Source organism: Christiangramia sediminis (assembly GCF_020552705.1).
Classification (GTDB): domain Bacteria; phylum Bacteroidota; class Bacteroidia; order Flavobacteriales; family Flavobacteriaceae; genus Christiangramia; species Christiangramia sediminis.
The window spans coordinates 955,031-974,733 of record NZ_JAJBZG010000005.1; the positions used below are offsets into that span (position 1 = coordinate 955,031).

At 38.9% G+C, this 19,703-nt stretch carries 15 protein-coding genes and 1 tRNA gene; 7 read left to right on the top strand and 9 right to left on the bottom strand.

Annotated features, from left to right (window positions below; all coding sequences use genetic code 11):
* Positions 1-186: 186 nt before the first annotated feature.
* The 5 genes from LGQ90_RS13840 to rplM form a co-directional block, all read right to left on the bottom strand.
* A complete protein-coding gene (locus tag LGQ90_RS13840; protein WP_229341863.1) occupies positions 187-909 on the bottom strand; it encodes a tRNA1(Val) (adenine(37)-N6)-methyltransferase in 723 nt (240 codons plus the stop codon).
* Positions 910-1,160: 251 nt separating this feature from the next.
* Positions 1,161-1,985: a translation elongation factor Ts gene (gene tsf / locus LGQ90_RS13845; RefSeq protein ID WP_229341865.1), complete on the bottom strand. Its 825-nt coding sequence runs from the start codon at positions 1,983-1,985 to the stop codon at positions 1,161-1,163.
* 90 nt (positions 1,986-2,075) lie between these two features.
* Positions 2,076-2,975 (bottom strand): 30S ribosomal protein S2, encoded by a 900-nt coding sequence (rpsB, locus tag LGQ90_RS13850; RefSeq protein ID WP_229341867.1) that lies wholly within the window; start codon positions 2,973-2,975, stop codon positions 2,076-2,078.
* A 166-nt stretch (positions 2,976-3,141) separates the two neighbouring features.
* Positions 3,142-3,528 carry a 30S ribosomal protein S9 gene (gene rpsI, locus LGQ90_RS13855; RefSeq protein ID WP_229341869.1) on the bottom strand — a complete coding sequence of 129 codons (387 nt, stop codon included), beginning with the start codon at positions 3,526-3,528 and terminating at the stop codon, positions 3,142-3,144.
* Complete coding sequence (gene rplM, locus LGQ90_RS13860; RefSeq protein WP_229341871.1) at positions 3,528-3,983, bottom strand: 50S ribosomal protein L13; 456 nt, start codon at positions 3,981-3,983, stop codon at positions 3,528-3,530. Before rplM ends, rpsI begins: the two co-directional genes overlap by 1 nt.
* A 357-nt stretch (positions 3,984-4,340) precedes the next feature.
* Between rplM and LGQ90_RS13865 the strand changes: the two genes are divergently transcribed.
* Entirely contained in the window at positions 4,341-4,910 is a 570-nt protein-coding gene (locus tag LGQ90_RS13865) for a DUF5004 domain-containing protein (RefSeq protein WP_229341874.1), read from the top strand.
* A 203-nt stretch (positions 4,911-5,113) separates the two neighbouring features.
* Here LGQ90_RS13865 and polA read toward each other — a convergent pair whose 3' ends face one another.
* Both polA and LGQ90_RS13875 read right to left on the bottom strand, forming a co-directional pair.
* Positions 5,114-7,942: a DNA polymerase I gene (gene polA, locus LGQ90_RS13870; RefSeq protein WP_229341877.1), complete on the bottom strand. Its 2,829-nt coding sequence runs from the start codon at positions 7,940-7,942 to the stop codon at positions 5,114-5,116.
* Between the two features lie 242 nt (positions 7,943-8,184).
* Entirely contained in the window at positions 8,185-9,159 is a 975-nt protein-coding gene (locus tag LGQ90_RS13875) for a glycosylasparaginase (RefSeq protein ID WP_229341879.1), read from the bottom strand.
* 155 nt (positions 9,160-9,314) lie between these two features.
* Between LGQ90_RS13875 and LGQ90_RS13880 the strand changes: the two genes are divergently transcribed.
* Both LGQ90_RS13880 and LGQ90_RS13885 read left to right on the top strand, forming a co-directional pair.
* Positions 9,315-10,541 (top strand): metallophosphoesterase, encoded by a 1,227-nt coding sequence (locus LGQ90_RS13880; protein WP_229341881.1) that lies wholly within the window; start codon positions 9,315-9,317, stop codon positions 10,539-10,541.
* Positions 10,542-10,616: 75 nt separating this feature from the next.
* Positions 10,617-10,913 (top strand): thioredoxin family protein, encoded by a 297-nt coding sequence (locus tag LGQ90_RS13885; protein ID WP_229341884.1) that lies wholly within the window; start codon positions 10,617-10,619, stop codon positions 10,911-10,913.
* Here the strand turns inward: LGQ90_RS13885 and LGQ90_RS13890 are convergent.
* Both LGQ90_RS13890 and LGQ90_RS13895 read right to left on the bottom strand, forming a co-directional pair.
* Positions 10,897-11,592, bottom strand: coding sequence for a polysaccharide deacetylase family protein (locus LGQ90_RS13890; protein ID WP_229341886.1), 696 nt, complete (start codon positions 11,590-11,592; stop codon positions 10,897-10,899). The two genes, LGQ90_RS13885 and LGQ90_RS13890, sit on opposite strands and share 17 nt — an antisense overlap.
* A gap of 193 nt (positions 11,593-11,785) precedes the next feature.
* A complete protein-coding gene (locus LGQ90_RS13895) occupies positions 11,786-15,094 on the bottom strand; it encodes a DUF2723 domain-containing protein (RefSeq protein WP_229341889.1) in 3,309 nt (1,102 codons plus the stop codon).
* A 202-nt stretch (positions 15,095-15,296) separates the two neighbouring features.
* Between LGQ90_RS13895 and LGQ90_RS13900 the strand changes: the two genes are divergently transcribed.
* From LGQ90_RS13900 to LGQ90_RS13915, 4 genes are all read left to right on the top strand, one after another.
* Positions 15,297-15,369: transfer RNA gene (locus LGQ90_RS13900), tRNA-Gln, on the top strand.
* Between the two features lie 302 nt (positions 15,370-15,671).
* Positions 15,672-16,697, top strand: a complete 1,026-nt coding sequence (locus tag LGQ90_RS13905; RefSeq protein ID WP_229341892.1) for an NAD-dependent epimerase — start codon at positions 15,672-15,674, stop codon at positions 16,695-16,697.
* A 235-nt stretch (positions 16,698-16,932) separates the two neighbouring features.
* Positions 16,933-19,284, top strand: a complete 2,352-nt coding sequence (locus LGQ90_RS13910; protein WP_229341894.1) for a PAS domain S-box protein — start codon at positions 16,933-16,935, stop codon at positions 19,282-19,284.
* Positions 19,281-19,667: a response regulator gene (locus LGQ90_RS13915; protein WP_229341896.1), complete on the top strand. Its 387-nt coding sequence runs from the start codon at positions 19,281-19,283 to the stop codon at positions 19,665-19,667. The genes LGQ90_RS13910 and LGQ90_RS13915 overlap by 4 nt, the downstream gene beginning before the upstream one ends.
* Positions 19,668-19,703 lie beyond the last annotated feature (36 nt).

Below are 19,703 nucleotides of genomic sequence, written 5' to 3' on the forward strand. Positions count from 1 at the left end.
GAGAAGCAATCTTTTTTATGGAGGCTTTAAAAGGCTGAATTTTAAACCTGATGTGGTTTAGAAATTGAAAATTTAAAGAAATACGTCAGCCTGTTCCGATGCGTCGGGAGTTTCAGGGCTTCAAGATATATTGATATATGCGAGATGCGGAATCAAGTACAGCATGACGTAAATTGGTAAAAAGAACTATAATTTTAAGTAGAAATCTTTAACCAGTTTCTTGAATTCCTCAGTATAATTATGTCTTGAGATCTCTAAAATTAATTCTTCTATTTCAAGTTCAGTTTCTCTGAAACCAAATCTGATTAAGCTTCTTTTGATAGGAGCAGATTCAGTTCCTTTTACTCTGGTTATCCTATTCGGAAATAAACCATGTTTTTTTGCATTATTCAGGGCATTGCTTTCTTCTGAAAAGGGAATTATAAGATCCAAATGTCCTTCTTTGGAAAGCAGGAGGGATGAACCTTCGATCAATTCCTCAAGTGGTAAGGCATCTGCAAAACGAGCCTGGTCCCGGTTATCGTTTCCGCTTTTATAGTCTTCAGAAAAGAAAGGTGGGTTGGAAATAATAAGATCATATTTCTCTTCATCCCGCATCTCTTCAACGAATTCATCAAAGCCAGCGTGGTAGCAGAATAGCCGATCTCCCCAGTCGCTTTTTTCAAAATTCTCAACGGCCTGTTCATAGGCGTTATTTTCAATTTCCAGGGCATCGATAAGTTCAGCTTCAGATCTTTGTGCCAGCATTAGTGCGATCAAGCCAGTTCCGGTTCCAATATCAAGGATGCTAGCGGGATTATGATCAAGTGAAGACCATGCTCCCAAAAGGACTCCGTCTGTACCAATTTTCATGGCGCAACGATCCTGGTCTATACTAAATTGTTTGAATTTGAAAGGTTCTTGGGACATGTTGTAAATATAAAAATTATTGATCTGTCATCTCGACTGAAAGGAGAGATCTCTTTGGAGTTGGAATCTTACTTCTTATAGATTTCTCAGTCGCTCCGCCTCTTCGAAATGACATGACTCGTCATCCTGAACTTGATTCAGGATCTCTTGAGAAGCTGAAACAAGTTCAGCTTGACTATATAAAAGTACGAGTATAAAAAAAGAGGTTTTAAATGAATAAAACCTCTTAATTGAAATTATATAAAATGAGCTTATCCTAAAGCTACTCTTTCAAAAGCTACAACTTCAAGATCGCTGTCTACAGACTTAACGTACTCAGCAATGCTTTGTTTGTTGTCTTTGATATACGCCTGGTGTACCAAAGTGTTGTCTTTGAAGAAACGCTGAAGTTTACCCTGAGCGATCTTGTCCAGCATATTTTCTGGCTTTCCTTCTTCTCTCAAAGTGTCTTTAGCGATCTCGATCTCCTTATCTATAGTCGCCTGATCAACACCTTCTTCATTAAGTGCAACCGGGTTCATTGCCGCAGCCTGCATAGAAACGTTTTTCGCAGCTTCTTCAGCTCCGTCTACGTTCTTAGAAAGACCTGTAAGAACAGCAATTTTGTTACCAGCGTGGATATAAGAACCTACGAAAGGAGCTTCCAAAGTTCTGAATGCACCGATCTCGATCTTTTCTCCAATAACACCTGTTTGCTCAGTAAGCTTATCTTCAACAGAAATCCCTTTGTAATCTGCTTTTAAAAATTCTTCTTTGGTAGAATAGTTAAGAGCCATTTCAGCAAAATCGTTCGCCATTTTGATGAAGTCATCATTCTTTGCTACGAAGTCTGTCTCACAGTTTAAAGAGATTATCACACCTTTAGTGTTGTCTCCATTAACCTGGGCAATAGCAGCTCCTTCAGAAGAATCTCTGTCGGCTCTCTTGGCAGCAACTTTCTGACCTTTTTTACGAAGCAATTCAATTGCAGCGTCAAAATCACCATCAGCTTCAACTAATGCTTTCTTGCAGTCCATCATTCCTGCACCAGTAGCTTTTCTTAATTTATTTACTTCAGCGGCGGTTATCTTAGCCATAATATTGTCTTTTATTTAAAAAAAGTCGTTTAGAAACTTACTGTAAAGGAAGAAACTAAACGACTTTTAGATTTTATGAAAACGTTATTTTTATTCTTCTTCGTTAGATGCTTTTGCTTTATCTAAAGTTTCACTTTTAGATTCAAGCTTTACATCTTTCTTAGCTTCTTTCATTGCCTTTTTGTCTTCGGCATCTTTAGAAGGTACTTCAGCTTTTTTCTCCTTTTTCTCTTTTGGAGCTTTGTCTGACTTCTCTTCTTTTGAAGCTTTTTCGTCCTTCTTCTTGGTAGTCTTTTCAGACTTTCTTTCAGAAAGACCTTCTACGATAGAATCTGCAACATAAGAAACAACTTTGCTAATAGATTTAGAAGCATCGTCGTTAGATGGAATTAGATAATCAACCTCACGTGGATCGGAGTTGGTATCTACCATCGCAAAAATTGGAATGTTTAGTTTGTGTGCTTCTTTGATCGCGATGTGCTCACGTGTAGTATCTACAACGAAAAGCGCAGCTGGAAGTCTTGACATGTCTGAGATAGAACCTAAGTTCTTTTCTAGCTTAGCTCTAAGACGATCTACCTGAAGACGCTCTTTTTTAGAAAGAGAGTTAAAAGTTCCGTCTTTCTTCATTCTATCGATAGAAGCCATTTTCTTAACAGCTTTACGAATAGTAACGAAGTTTGTAAGCATACCACCAGGCCAACGCTCAGTGATATAAGGCATATTTGCCTTTTCAGCTTGTTCAGCAACGATCTCTTTCGCTTGTTTCTTCGTAGCTACGAAAAGGATCTTTCTTCCGCTTGCGGCGATCTTTGCAAGGGCATCACCTGCCTCCTGCATTTTAGCAGCACTCTTGTATAAGTTGATGATGTGGATTCCGTTACGCTCCATATAGATATATGGGGCCATATTTGGGTTCCAACGTCTGGTTAAGTGTCCAAAATGAACACCAGCATCAAGTAATTCTTTTACTTCTACTTTGTTTGCCATTTTTGTAATAGTTTACGTTCTGTTGAGATAGCAACATTCAGGTGGCTACTTTTAAGTACGGCCCTGAGTGTTTAGATGCTAAACTAACTTCTGCCCGGCATGAACAGAATAACAACAAAAAATTAATTTTTTTATGAACTCTCCGGAAAATATTCCGGTAATAATATTAACGTTTAGAGAACTGGAATTTCTTACGGGCTTTCTTCTGACCGTATTTCTTACGTTCTACCATACGTGGATCTCTAGTAAGAAGACCTTCTGGCTTAAGAGCGCCATGGTTTTCCTGGTCTAGCGCTACCATAGCTCTGGAAAGTGCCAGACGGATCGCTTCAGCCTGTCCAGTGATACCACCACCGTATACGTTAATTTTAACGTCGAAGTTTCCTTCGTTCTCGGTAAGCATCATTGGCTGGTTTACTTTGTATAAAAGTGTACCAGTTGTGAAGTAATCTTTAAGGTCTTTCTTGTTTACGGTAATGTTTCCTTTTCCTTCTGAAACATATACACGGGCCACAGCTGTTTTTCTACGGCCAATTTTGTGAATTACCTCCATTACTTAACGTCGTTTAAGTTAATAGTTTTAGGTTTTTGAGCTTCGTGATCATGTTCAGATCCTACATAAACCTTTAAATTTCTGAATAGGTCTGCTCCAAGTTTGTTCTTAGGAAGCATTCCTTTAATTGCCTTTTCGACAAGTCTCTCCGGACCTTTTTCGAATAATTCGGCAGCTGTTAGACTTTTTTGTCCACCCGGGAAGCCTGTGTGACGGATGTATTCTTTCGCGTCCCATTTCTTTCCTGTTAAGTTGATTCCCTGCGCATTCAATACAATAACATTGTCTCCGCAATCAACATGTGGGGTGAAGTTAGGCTTGTGCTTTCCTCTAAGCAGGTATGCTACTCTAGAAGCAAGACGACCTAAATTTTGTCCTTCAGCATCTACCACAACCCATTCTTTGGTTCTGGTGGCTTTGTTAGCCGATACTGTTTTGTAACTTAATGTGTCCACACCAATTGATTTTACTAATTATTAAACATTCCAATCCCATTTACCCGAATCTCAATCGGGAAAACAGGGGTGCAAATGTACAATTATAAATTCTAATAGCAAATAGCGAAAAGATTATTTTAATTGCTTTGAAGAACTTGATTTTCAGGCTTATCTAAGTGTTAATATATTTTATATCAAATATCATATCAATAATATTATGAAGAGGCTGGTTGGGTAATATTATAATTCATTCATCGTTATGTAAATCGTTGAAAAGCATTAAAAGACGATTAATGTCAATATTAATGTTAATAAAGTCATAAAATACTTACTTTATTATTTATGTTTGCACCCGAATCTAAATGCCCTATGAAAATGAATAACCTATTAAAAGTAAAGACTCTAGCGAGTTTTGGTTTGCTTATCCTTATGATGGCTAGCTGCAGTAAAGAGGAAATGGCGATGGACTCTCAATTAAAAGTGAGCAATGCGACCGCAGTAACTACAAACGATATGATTGGATACTGGGAACTTTCAGGAATGATGGCTGATACCGCGGTTAATTTAAATGATGATGCCTTTTCCAGTAAAAATCTTCTGGATGAAACCAATTGTTTTAACACAATGAGTATAACATTTGATGAAAATGGTACGTTTATATCTAATAACGCACAGATGACTTTTGAGTCAGGAACTTCTAATAACCAGTTTTCCTGTTTGACAGATAGAATGGACTCGGGGGAGTGGCAGGTGAGAAATGATAGCTTGATTCTTTCGGTAGAAATTAATAATTCAACTTTTACTCATAAGAAGCTGATAAACCTGGAAACTAATAAGTTTTCACTCGATGTAACAAAAATTGAATCAAATCAATATGTAAATGATCCTGGAAATACGCAGGCTTCAGCAATAAGAATTTTAGAAGTAGAGTATACTAAAGCTTAGTATCCCTATTCTAATTGTAGTTTTAGTGTTAGTTGGGAAAAACCTCACAGATATCAGTCTGTGAGGTTTTTTTCTGAATTAAATTTTGTCCCGCCTTTTCTAAGATCCTAATTTGAATATGAGCTAATTGTCTATTAAGCTTTATCAGTAGAGAAAACTTAAAATGGAATATCATTAAAATATCCTTTTTCAGATTTCAGTTATTAATGAGCTTCCAGCCAGTTTTCTCCTATTCCCAGATCCACATCTAAAGGAACTTCCAGTTTATAAGCATTCTCCATTTCAGATTTGATCATCTGCTGTACCTTATCAAGTTCATCCCTATGTGCGTCAAAAACCAATTCATCATGTACCTGAAGTAGCATTTTGGTCTTATAATTCCCTTCCTTCAATTTCCTGTGAATATTGATCATGGCGATCTTAATAATATCCGCCGCACTCCCCTGGATAGGTGCATTTACGGCGTTCCTTTCAGCCGCGCCACGAACTACCTGATTTCGGGAATTGATGTCTTTAAGATATCGTCTTCGGCCTAAAACTGTAGATACATAGCCATGCTCCCGGGCAAATTCTACCTGGTCTGCAATGAAATTACTCAGTTTTGGATAAGTTTTATAGTACGTATCAATGAGTTCTTTAGATTCACTTCTGGAGAGGGAAGTCTGATTGCTTAATCCGAAGGCGGAAACTCCATAAATAATCCCGAAATTTACCGTTTTCGCATTGCTTCTTTGCTCACGGGTCACTTCTTCTAAAGGAACATTAAATACTTTTGCGGCAGTAGAAGCGTGAATATCTTCCCCATCCTGAAAGGCCTTGATCATATTCTCCTCTTTACTCAACGCAGCAATGATACGGAGTTCTATCTGGGAATAATCGGCAGCGAGCAACACATAATTCTCATCTCTGGGTACAAAAGCTTTTCTAACCTGCCTTCCTCTTTCCGTTCTAATAGGAATATTCTGAAGGTTTGGGTTGTTGGAACTTAATCTTCCAGTTGCAGCAGTAGTTTGCACATAATCTGTATGCACTCTTCCCGTGGTTTTCTCCACCTGGTTAGGCAGCGCATCTACATAAGTATTCTGAAGTTTTACCAGTCCACGGTAATCCAGTACATGGCGAACAATAGCATGTTCATCGGCCAAAACAGAAAGTACATCTTCGCTGGTGGAATATTGACCGGTCTTGGTTTTCTTGGGTTTTTTGGAAATTTCCATTTTTTCGAACAGAATAATTCCTAATTGTTTTGGTGAGCTTATAAGAAATTCTTCTCCTGCCGCCGCATATATTTTTGTTTCCAGATCTTTAATGTCTGAAGCCAGAGCCTCTGATAAAGATTTTAGATATTTCTCGTCCAGTTTGATCCCTTCCAGTTCCATATCGGCAAGCACTTTTACCAGTGGAATTTCGATCTCATTAAAAAGTTTTCTGGTTTCGGCATCATCCAGTTCTTTCTCGAATAAATTCTTCAGCTGAAAGGTGATATCGGCATCTTCTGAAGCATATTCTGTTTGCTTTTTTAGATCAACATCCCTCATATTACCCTGATTTTTGCCTTTTTTTCCGATCAATTCTGAAATTGGCTGCGGGGTATAATTAAGATAAGTTTCAGCCAGCACATCCATATTATGGCGCATATCGGGATTGATCAAATAATGCGCGATCATGGTATCGAATAAGGGTCCTTCTACCTTAATATTATATTTATCTAAAACCTCGATATCATATTTAAGGTTCTGACCTATCTTCTCAATTTTATCGTTTTCAAAGAAAGCTCTGAGTTCTTCGATAAGTTTTTGGGCTTCTTCCCTGTCTTCAGGAACCGGTAGATAAAATCCTTTTCCGGCTTCCCAGGAAAAAGCGATTCCTACAAGTTCTGCTTCCAGGGTATTAAGGCTGGTCGTTTCGGTATCAAAACAAACGCTTTTTTGTTTCAGAAGTTTTTCAATAAAGATCTGCCGGGCCATTCCGGTAGTTATAGCCTGATAAAAATGTGGAGTGTCTGATAGATTAGTCCTTGACGAAGTTCTTTCAATTTCTTCCCCATCTCCGCCAAATAATGAAAATTGTCCTGCCCCGGCAGTAGCCTGTGCATTCTGCTTTGCTGAGGGTGAGTTGGAAACCTGGGTTTGAGGGGTATCATCTTCCCCGCTGAATAATTTTATAAACTGATCTTTTAATCTTCTAAATTCAAGTTCCTCAAAGATCTCCTGAACTTTTCCGCCATCGGGCTGGGAAAGCTCATAATCTTCCGCATGGAATTTAACATCACAATCGGTAAATATGGTCGCCAGTTTTTTCGAAAGTCTTCCTAACTCGGCGTTTTCAATGACTTTTTCTTTCATCTTGCCCTTGAGATCATCGGTATTCTCAAGAAGCGCTTCCATACTGCCATATTTCTTCAGAAATTTCTTGGCCGTCTTTTCGCCCACACCAGGTAATCCAGGAATATTATCTACAGAATCTCCCATCATACCGAGGAAGTCGATCACCTGCTCCGGTCTTTCCACTTCGAATTTTTTCTGAACTTCCGGAATTCCCCAAATTTCAATCCCGTTCCCCATTCTGGCGGGGCGGTACATAAAAATATTTTCAGAAACCAGCTGTGCAAAATCCTTATCTGGAGTTACCATATATACTTTATAGTTCTCCTTTTCAGCTTGCTTGGCCAGGGTTCCAATAATATCATCGGCTTCCATCCCGGCGCATTCCACCACTGGAATATGCATCGCCTTTAGAATATCCTGAATAATTGGGATCGCTTCACGAATGGGCTCCGGAGTTTCATCCCTGTTGGCTTTATAATCTGAAAACATTTCAGTTCTCTCTTTACTTCCGTCTTTATCGAAACATACCGCAAGATGATCTGGTTTTTCTCTTCTTATCACATCAAAAAGAGAATTGGTGAAACCCATGATCGCGGAAGTATTAAAACCTTTGGAGTTGATCCGGGGATTTTTTATAAAAGCATAATATCCACGGAAAATTAATGCGTATGCGTCGAGTAAAAAAAGGCGTTTTTGATCGGCCATGGGTAATGTTTAGATATAAAATTGAGAATATTTCAAAACTACAAAGATAAAATCAGTCTTCCTTGGAAACAATAAACAATAAGCATTAAAGCATTCTTTTCAGAAAAATAAAAATTTTGTCGTCATCCTGAATTTATTTCAGGGTCTCAGGTTAATTATGGATTACTAGTCTTATGAGATTCTAAAACAAGTTCAGAATGACGTTTTTTATGAATTTCAGATTTTTATGGATATATAGATAATTATTCATCCAAATAAGAATCACTCAGATTATCTGTGCTTTCTCCTTTATAAAATTTGGCATAACTGAATCCTTTATGAATACAATAAGAACCGATTTCGCCCTTTTTATTCAGTGCAACATAAGCCACCTGAAAATCTTTATAATTAGGAGCCTTTTTTATAGTTCTCATTACCGCTTCTTCACAGGCTTCCTGGGGCGACTTTCCTTGTCGCATCAATTCCACGATCAAAAAGCTACCCACACTTTTCATAATGGCTTCGCCCATTCCGGTTCCAACCGCACCTCCAATTTCATTGTCTAAAAACAAGCCCGCTCCAATAATAGGGGAGTCCCCAACCCGGCCATTTATTTTATAAGAAAGTCCGGAGGTGGTGCAGGCTCCGGCGATATCTCCCTTTTCGTCCAGGCAAAGCATTCCGATCGTATCGTGATTTTCGATATTGATGATGGGTTTATATTCCTTATGTTCCAGCCATTCTTTCCAGGCTTTTTCATATTCTTCGGTAAGCAGGTTCTTCTTTTTGAACCCCTGTTGAATAGCAAACTGTAGAGCTCCCTCTCCCGCCAGCATCACATGCGGGGTTTCCTCCATTACTTTCCTGGCTACAGAAATCGGATGCTCAATTTCTTTTAAATAGACCACAGAGCCTGCATTGCCATCTGGCGACATAATACATGCATCCAGGGTTACATTACCATCCCGGTCTGGTGCGCCACCATCACCAACGGTAGTATTTTTTAAATTTGATTCTTCAACCATCACTCCTTTTTCCACCGCATCCAGGGCAGAATTACCTTTTTCTAACATGGTGCCGGCCATTTTTGTGGCATTCTGAAAATTCCATGTTGCCACCGCTACCGGATATTTTTGGGTCATATTCAATTCGTTTAATATAGATTTTGAGAATACAGAGGTTGAACTTATTCCAACACCTGTCAGGGCAGTATTCTTAATAAAATTTCTGCGTTTCATCTTTTATAAATAACCGTATAAATATAGGATTTTGAATGGGTCAAACCAATTGGTAAGTTGTTATTGATATTCATTTGGAAACCATCAAATTAAATTATCGTAAATAGAATATCCATAGATCTTATAAGACCTATCTTCGCAAAAAAATTGTTTTAATGCGTTGGTTTATTCTCGCGGTAATCTATTTGATCGTAGATCTTTATGCTTACCAGGCTTTAAGAGTCTTCTCTAAAAATATCTGGGTGGCCGTGATCTATTTTATAATCTCTGCCGTAGTTATTGGAAATTTATTCTATCAATTCAATCAAGCTTCACCAAATGGAAGTTTTGGTGGTGGACGGGGTTATGCAATAGGCATCTTTCTGGCATTTTTCGTCGGAAAGATCATTCTTTCTCTGGTGATGTTGGGTGAAGATGTAGTTCGTATTCCCATGGCGGGTATTCAAAAGCTATTCGGTTCTGCGGAAAGTTTTGATATGCCTTCCCGAAGGAAATTCATTAGTACCATAGCGATAGGCCTGGCAGCGATTCCCTTTGCCGGTTTGCTCTACGGAATGTATAAAGGAAAGTATAATTTCAGGGTATTGAGATATACCCTATATTTTGAAGATCTTCCCGAGGCGTTCGATGGATATACCATTAGTCAGATAAGTGATGTTCACAGCGGTAGCTTTGACAATAAGAATAAGATACAGTACGGAGTAGATCTTCTAAAGGAGCAGAAGTCAGATATGGTGGTCTTTACCGGGGATCTGGTAAATAATATGGCTTCAGAAATGAAGGACTGGAAAGGCCTTTTTTCGGAAATAAAAGCGCCAGACGGGGTTTATTCAATTTTAGGAAACCATGATTATGGTGATTATCATAACTGGGAAAGTGCTACGGCTAAAGAAGAGAATCTAGACCGGCTGAAGCAAACCCATGCGGAAATGGGCTGGGATCTTATGCTTAATGAAAATCGTTTTATTGAGAAAAATGGGCAGCGAATTGCTTTGGTTGGAGTTGAGAACTGGGGTATAGGTGGATTCAAAAAAGCAGGTGACCTGGAAAAGGCCGGAGCAGGAGTAGAAGAGAATGATTTTAAGATCCTGCTGAGTCATGACCCTTCACACTGGGAACAGCAGGTAAAATCGCATCCTAAAAAGTATCATTTAACCATGAGTGGACATACTCACGGCATGCAGTTCGGGATAGAAATTCCCGGTTGGTTCAAATGGAGTCCTGTTCAATACAGGTATAAACATTGGGCCGGTATTTATGAAGAAGCGGGAAGATATATCAACGTAAATCGTGGCTTTGGCTTTCTGGCTTATCCCGGGCGCGTGGGCATCTGGCCGGAAATTAGTGTCATAGAACTGAAAAAAGGTTCGAAACCTGCATAATTAGAAGAATTTCCTATATTTGATTATAGCGGGCATACGTGGTAATTACCATGCGCTAAAAATAAATCCTGGATTATGTCAAAATTTGGTGAATTAGTAGACTTAAACATTCCTGTGCTTTTAGATTTCTATACGGAATGGAATGACGCTTCTGTAGCGATGCATCCTGTTCTAAGAGATGTCGCGGCCGCGCTGGGAGACAAGGCGAAAGTTATTAAAATTGATGTGGATAAGAATTCCCAGTTGGCGGAGGCGCTTCGCGTAAAAGGCCTTCCCACTTTAATGATCTATAAATCTGGAGAAATGAAGTGGCGGCATAGCGGGGAACAGGATGCTAATACCCTTATAGCATTGCTTAAAGAACATCTTTAAGACTTCTGAATTCCAATCCTTTTTCTTTATAAAAATCCAGTATCTGGGGAAGAATGACCTTAAGATTTTTAAAGGCCTTCTTGCTGTCGTGGAATACGATAGTACTTCCGGCCGTCGCATTCTTTGTTACATTATTAAGACAATCCTGAGCTGAAAATTTCCCGTTGTAGTCACCGCTTATCACATCCCACACCACGATCTTAAAACCTTGACTCTTTAATCTTTTTGCCTGAGCGTTTTTGATTTTTCCATAGGGTGGTCGAAAGAGTTTGTAGTGGGGGGATGGGGGTTTAAATTTGGTATTTCGTAGCTCGTGGTTTGAAGTTTCTTCTTTGCCTTTATTCTTTAGAGCACTTTCGGCAAGATAGACATTCTCAATATATTCTGAAGTTGGAGTTTCCCAGCCGTTAAGATGGTTATAGGTATGATTTCCTATACAATGCCCTTCAGCCTGGATCTGTTGAAAAATATCCGGGTGTTTTTGCACATTATCACCAATACAGAAGAAGGTAGCTTTTGCGTTATATTTTGCCAGCAGGTCTAAAACCCAGGGAGTAACTTCTGGAATAGGGCCATCATCAAAAGTAAGATAGATGGCTTTAGCAGTATCGACCCTGGAAATCCTTCCCGGATACAAAGCTTTTAAAAGCGAAGGATATTTTGGACGGAAGAGTTTCATTACTAATGTTCTCGGTTGTGGGTTTTCTGTATTGTGGAGAGTCATAGCGAGAGCAACGAAGCGATCTCAACTTTGATAGCTCTATTGAATATGTCATCTCGACCATAGGGAGAGATCTCATCTGTGTTTATTTAACACTTGAGATTTTTCCTCCGCTACGCTCCGTCGAAATGACAGCTACCCTAACTTCCTATTATTGTTCCACAGAATCCAAAGCCGCAGAATCTATACTTGTTTCAACCGGCACGGCGCCATCCAGTGCTTCCATTATTTCTTCCTGTGGCGATTTAACCTCGGCGTCTATTTCTTCATCTTCTCTGTAGAAATGTCGGAATAATCTCAGGTAATTATTGAACTCTTCCGCTTTTTTCTGGGCAGTTTCCCGGTCTTCATAAACCATCATGATGTCTACAAGTCCGCGGTATCGCTCCATATCGGTAATGATCTCATCAGCATACCTATACTGCCTGTCTACATCCCAGGTGCTATAAAAGTTTAGATTTTCCTGATATTTTTTAGTGACCTTTTCCCATATTTCACGAGCTTTTTGGGGCTTATTCACTTCATAGTAACCAGTGATAAATGGTTCCAGTAAAGTGTAATACTCATAATACTCTACGGGCATATGCTCCATACCAAGATCAAGGATCTCTTCCGCATGAATAGTGTCTCCTTCATTCAGAAGATTTTCGGTAAGTCGGGCCAGATTGCTCCTGTAGGTAATGGAATTCTTACGGGTTTCAGGATCATGATAGATGTCGCCAGAGCCCATATTACCCCAGTCCCAATTCTTAACAATATTGTACATTTTCTCTGTATTCACCCGTCCCATGTCAAATGGATTACGTGGATCTACAGGCGTGCGTATGGGAACCAGTTTATAAGTTACTCCTTCTAACTGCAGATAGTCTTTCATCCATAAATAATCTTCATCGCCAAAACTACCGCCGGTAAAGTATATAGGTCTTTTCCAGTTATTGTTAGCGAGAATGTCCAGCATCAGGAGTCGGTTCTTGTAAAGGATCTGATCATCTATCGTGATGTCTATATGGTCAACTATTTTATCAGCTGCCGAATCGGCGACGATATTATTTTCCAGAACAGTTTGTTTATCTACCGGAATCCTAACATATCTTGAAGGGAAAGTGTTTATAAAAGTCCCGCTTTGCAATTCTGCCTGGGTACGGGGATCGTCATTTTCAATATAATTCATCCAGGTTTTTATAGGAATAGTATCCTGGGTAACTTCTCTAAGGAAAATGGCATCGTTCTTACCATTATAGAATTCATTCTGAAGCTGGGATGGCACCGGATCACTTTCAAAAGCGGCCCGTTTCATCTGGTCTATATACCAGTCGGTAGCCAGAAGACTTGTATTTATGATTCTAACATCGGTCCTGTATTTTTCCACCTGCTGAACATACCACAGGGCAAAAGTATCGTTATCACCAATGGTGAATAAAATACCATTTTCATCTACCGAGTCAAGGTACATCCGGGCCATGGTTAAAGCAGTATCCCGACCAGACCTGTCATGATCGTCCCAGTTTTCTGAAGCCAGTAAGGTAGGAACACATGATAAACTTAGCACCACCACTGCCGGAGCAAGGATTTTCGGACTAATGGAACTTCGAAGTTTATCAAAGATCGCATAGACCCCGAAGCCTATCCAGATCGCAAAAACATAGAAAGAACCTACCAGGGCATAATCTCTTTCGCGTGGCTCAAAAGGACGTTCGTTCAGGTATATTTTCAGGGCAATTCCCGTAAACAGGAAGAATACCATTAATACCCAGAAAGTCTTTTTATCTCTTTTCAATTGAAAAACGAGGCCTATTAATCCTAGTAGTAGGGGCAGGAAGAAATAGGTGTTCCTGGCCTTGTTATTTTTCATGTCTGAAGGCAGCTCATCCTGAGTGCCAATATGCATTTCGTCTATAAAGTCTATTCCGCTAAGCCAGTTCCCGTGCAGGTCATTGTATTTACCCTGGATGTCATCCTGGCGACCCGTGAAATTCCACATAAAATAACGCCAATACATATATCCTACCTGATATTCCAGTAAATAGCCAATGTTTTCGGCAAAAGTGGGCTTCTGGACATCCAGGTAATCACTCATTTGTGTCAGGAAATTATGATAGTCTTCCATATCCCTTTCTCCCCGGGAAAACTGATTCTTAAAATCGTTTACAGCCTGAAGTAATCTTTCTTCGCCTTGGTATTCAGATTTGATCTTAAAATCCAGGGGTCCGGTGAATTCCATATAATTAACGGCATGCTCTGTACTCCACATTCGTGGGAGAATAGCTTTGTGATCGTCATCCAGATTCTGTTTGGCATTTTTGTAATCATTTACAATAATGTATTTGCCCACTTCTTCATCTTTCTCATACTTAGGTTTAGCATCTTCATAGGGATTATCAGCATCTAATCCTGAGTACATTTCAGACCATTGAGGGCCGTAAAAAAGATGGGTTTCCCCGTACTGTTCCCGGTTATAATAAGCCAGTAGTTCCCTGGCATTATCGGGGCTGTTCTCATTGATCACCGTGGGGGCATTACTTCTTATAGGAAGCATTACCCAGCTCGAAAAGCCTACCAGTACAAAGAGAATGCATAGTAGCAGAGTATTGTATTTATAAAGATTTTTCTTTCGGGTATAATTTATTCCGAAGTAAAAAGCAGCGACAATTACCAGAAAAGCGACTATAGTACCGGTGTTAAACGGCATTCCCAGACTGTTGGTAAAGAACAGTTCAGAAGCAGAAAAGAAGGTAAGGGTATAAGGTAAAAGAAGTTTGAAAATAAACATTAGAACCGCCACCACTACGATGTTGGCAATGATGAAATTTTTAACCGTTACTTTTTTATAGTTTTTAAAGAAATAAAGGAATCCTATGGCGGGTAAGGTGAGCAGTCCCATAAAGTGAACTCCAAAAGAAAGTCCTATCACTAAAGAAATCAATATGATCCAGCGATTTCCGCGCGGGGTGAACATATCTCTTTCCCATAAAAGACCGAGATAGAACATGACCGACATAAAGCAGGCGGCCATGGCATAAACTTCAGCTTCCACAGCATTAAACCAGAAACTATCAGTAAAAGTAAGCGCCAGGGAGCCCACGAGAGCACTTCCCAGGACCGCTATTTTTTTTGAGCTGGTTAATTTAGTGACCGGCCCGGCTATTTTTAGCACCAAAAGACTAATAGACCAGAACATGAACATAATGGCAACGGCGCTGGAAAATCCAGACATGAAGTTAACCATTAGAGCAACCTGGGTATTATCAGCGGCAAAAGTAGAAAAGAAGGCGCCCATCATTTGATAGAATGGAGCCCCGGGGGGGTGTCCTACTTCCAGATTGGCAGATGTTGCGATATATTCACCGGCATCCCAAAAGCTTGCCGTAGGTTCCAAAGTAAGGGAATATGTGGTCAAAGCGATCAAGAAAACCAGCCAGCCTAGGATCTTGTTCCACTTACCAAAGTTAAAGTCAGTCATAAAATACTCGTGTAGTTGTACTAAAGTGGCGAATTTAATAATAAATTGCTGAATGCTTTACAAACGGAAGATAAAAGCATTTATTTTGGAAAATGCTGAGAATGAAGCCTAAAAGTAGGTAACTGTAATTTTTCAGGAAAATTTCAATAAAAAGTTTGTGTAAAATAAACTTTGTCTTAAATTTGCATCCGCATTTAAGCATTGGCCTATGGTGTAACTGGCAACACGTCTGGTTTTGGTCCAGAAGAGTCTAGGTTCGAGCCCTAGTAGGCCAACAAAAGTGCAAAAGCCTGAACGAAAGTTCAGGCTTTTTTAGTTTATAGTTCGTAGATCGCAATCCAGATTGCATCCCGAATTCGTATTTTTTATTTAAGAAGTTATCAGTTGTGTGTTCCGGTTGAAACAGAGTTCCAATTCCATTAAAGAGGCCTTGAAGCAAGGCTGAGATAATATAAAAAGAACTGGGATTAAGGAAATAATTCTTAAAGTAGGAAGAATAAATCCCTTATTTTTGACGGATAATCGGGGCTTTCTTCGAATTATAGAAGAAGATTTCTATTGAAGATACTAATATTTTATGAAAATACTCGTTACGGGAGCTGCAGGTTTTATCGGTTTTCATTTATGTGAAAAGTTAGTGAAAGAGGGGCATGAGATAGTAGGACTAGATAATATCAACGATTATTATAGTCAGGATTTAAAATTTGCCAGATTAAAGGAATTAGGAATAGATAGAGAGGATGCAGATAAATTCAATCAAAAATGTGAAAGTTCCAAACTCCAGAACTTATGTTTTTTCAGGATGAACCTGGAAGATCGGGATAAACTCCCGGAGTTATTCAGAAAAGAAAATTTTGATATCGTCTGCAATCTTGCCGCCCAGGCAGGGGTTAGATATAGCCTGGAAAATCCGGAGGCCTATATAGATAGTAACCTCGTTGGTTTTGCTAACATCCTGGAATGCTGTCGTAATCATCCTATAAAACATTTGATCTATGCGAGTAGTTCCAGCGTATATGGACAAAATAAAAAGATCCCGTTTTCCGCGGAAGACAGGGTAGATGAACCAATCAGTCTGTATGCTGCCACCAAAAGAAGTAACGAGCTTATGGCTTATACCTATAGTCATTTATATAATATACCTACTACCGGGCTAAGGTTCTTTACGGTTTACGGCCCCTGGGGTCGCCCAGATATGGCCATGTTCCTGTTTACAGATGCCATTCTAAAGGGAGAAACACTAAAAGTCTTTAATGCCGGCAAGCTGGAGCGGGATTTTACTTTTATAGATGATATCGTTAATGGAATAATAGCGGTAGTAAAAAAAGTCTCCACAGAAAAAACCTCTGCATATCGTCTCTATAATATTGGAAATAGCAAGCCGGTAAAGCTTTTGAGTTTTATTGAAGAGATTGAAACGCAGCTGGGAATAAAAGCTAAAAAAGAATTTATGCCCATGCAGGCGGGAGATGTAGAAAGGACCTGGGCAGATTCAGAACCTTTAATGAAAGATTTCAATTATAAAACTTCTATTGAAATTGAAGAAGGCGTCAGTAAATATTTAGAATGGTATAAGTCTTATTATAAATGTTCATTAAAGTAATTCTTTTAAAGAGGATATATTCATATTTCTAAGCTCTTCAAATGATTATATTTAAAAAAGGAATGATTTTCTATTGTTATGAAGTTCTTGAATATCTACTCTTACCAATAATCAACTTAAAATTCCAGCTTTCTCAAAATATCAGCAATTAGACCTATTTTACAGTTATTTAGGTATATTTGGTTTCCTTAATTTCTAAATCTTACCTCATTACTAGTCCCCTAATTCTAGTTGAATGGCTCATACAATAGAAAACCCTACCAGCTCAAATGCTAAGAGAAGACCATTACTTATAGGTTTCCTTGCTTTCTTATTACTTCTTCTGGCTGGCTTCTTCATGCTATGGCAGCGGTATCAGATCTTACTGGATGATCGTCAGAGTGAAATGTCGGCCATTATAGATGTTGCCGAACAAAATATAGATCAGTCCTTAAAGTATAGTTACTCCGCGGCTCTTTCCCTGGCTTTGCAAATAGATGAAGATGGTGATATTGAAAATTTTGATGAGGTAGCCCCGCAGTTAGTAGATAATAATCCCAATATAGATGCTATTCAAATTGTTCCCGGGGGTGTAATTACCAAAGTATATCCCCTGGAAGAGAATAAAGATGCTCTTAATTATAATATTCTAAAGGATAGTACCAGAAATGGAGAAGCTTTTAAAGCAATCGAGAGAAAGCAGATGTTCTTTGCCGGTCCTTTAGAATTGAAACAGGGTGGATTAGCCATTGTAGGTAGACTTCCAGTTTTTAAAAAGAATGAATTCTGGGGGTTTGTAGCGGTGCTAATTGAATTTGACAATCTAATAGATCAATCAGGACTTGAAGAGCTGGCAGGTGACCAATATCATTTTCAGTTTTCCAAGATAAATCCGCTCACAAAAAAAGAAGAGTTCTTTCTAAAAAAAGATCATAAGCTGGATAAATCCTATTCAGAAGAACTGGTTTTACCAGATGGCGGCTGGAAGATATATATAATTCCGGTAGATCCTCAAAAAGCTTTTTACACCCTTATTCCTGTAGCCATTATGATCCTGGTTATTTCAGGAGCTATAGGCTGGATCATATATAATACTTTAAAACAACCGGCAAAATTGCAGCAACTAGTGAAGGAGCAGGCGGGGGAACTGGCTAAAAGCGAACTGCATTTTCGAACCATATTCAATCAGGCGGCGATAGGTATGGCTAGGGTTGATTCTAAATCGGGGATGATCCTGGAAGCGAACAAGAAATTTCAGGATCTTCTGGGGTATTCAGAAGAAGAGCTCAAACAAAAGGATTATAAGGTCATTTCGCATCCCGATGATCTTTCTGAAAACACCCAATTAATGCAGAAGTTGAGTCGGGATGAGATTAGGGAATACAGTCTGGAAAAGCGACTGCAAAGAAGCGATGGCAGGCTTATTTGGGTAAGAATTAATGTTTCGCCATTATGGGAAGTGGGGGAGGAAGTAAGTTCTCATATAGCTCTGGTAGAAGATATTTCAGCACGGATACTGGTTAAACAGAAATTGATTGATAATGAGAACCGTTTCAGGTCCCTGGTTGAAAATTCAAATGAGATTATCCTTATTGTAGATGATCTTAATAATGTTAAATATTATTCTCCTTCGCTGGCCAAGATCTCGAAATATGAAGAAATAGATTTTGCTGCAAACGGAGTCCTATATTACACACATCCTGATGATCATGATTTATTACGATTGAAGGTTGAAAAAGCATATCAGAATCCCGGCACTCCAATTACCGATATTATCCTAAGAGTTAAAAATGCTGAAAATAACTGGTTCTGGGTAAATGCTACCTTAACCAATATGCTGAAAGTGGATAATGTGAATGGTTTTGTGGTGAATCTGAGAGATATTACCGGTAAAAAAGAAGCTGAAATGAATTTGGTAAAATCTTACGAACTCGTCATGGAGCAGAACAAGAGATTACTGAATTTCGCCTATATTGTTTCTCATAACCTAAGATCGCATTCAAGCAATATGTCTTCAATCCTGGAATTATATGATACTGAAGAGTCTCAGGAAGAGAAGGATTCCTATGTTAAGCTACTGAATAAAGTGTCCAGGAATCTGGATCAATCTTTACATGACCTGAATGAAGTGGTTTCCATCAATACCAATCTTGATATAAAAGCGGAGGTGATTAATGTTGCTGAATTTGTTGATCAGGCTCTGGATGTTTTGAGTTTACAGATTAAAACCAAGGACGCCAAAATTATTAAAGATTTGCCTGTCGATATGCAGGTAAATTTTAACGCTGCCTACATGGAAAGTGTATTGCTCAATTTTCTTACTAATGCTTTGCGTTATTCACACCCCCAGCGAACTCCGGTGATTGAATTAAGAGGTTATAAAGAGGAGGATAACTGGATACTGGAAATAAGAGATAACGGGATCGGGATTGATCTGGATAAACATGGTGAAAAGGTCTTCGGACTTTATAAAACTTTTTCTGAAAGAAAGGACGCCAGGGGTGTGGGCTTGTTTATCACCAAGAACCAGATAAATGCCATGGGCGGAACGGTTAAAATAGAAAGTAAGCCGGAAGTCGGTACCAGCTTCAAAGTAAGGTTTAAATGAAGAAAAGCATTTATGTGATAGACGATGATGAGATCTACCAAAGGATCATCAAAAAACTAGTTGCCCGGGCAGATGTTTTCCAGCAAGCATCATTTTATATGAATGCCAGGAAGGCTCTGCATGATCTAAATTTTACCAATTCAGAAATGCCCTCAGTTATATTATTAGATATTAATATGCCGGTAATGGATGGCTGGCAGTTTTTAAAGGAGTTGGAAAAATCATTTCCTAATTTATATACACAAACGAAAATTTTTATTGTAAGCTCTTCTATCGCGTATTCTGATAAAGAAAAGATAAATGAGTTTCCCATGCTTTCCGGTTTTCTGTCTAAACCTTTAAGTGTGGAGAAATTAAGGGAGATAGGGGAGTATATAAAATAAAAAATCCCGGTGTAGGGACCGGAACTTATACTGAAT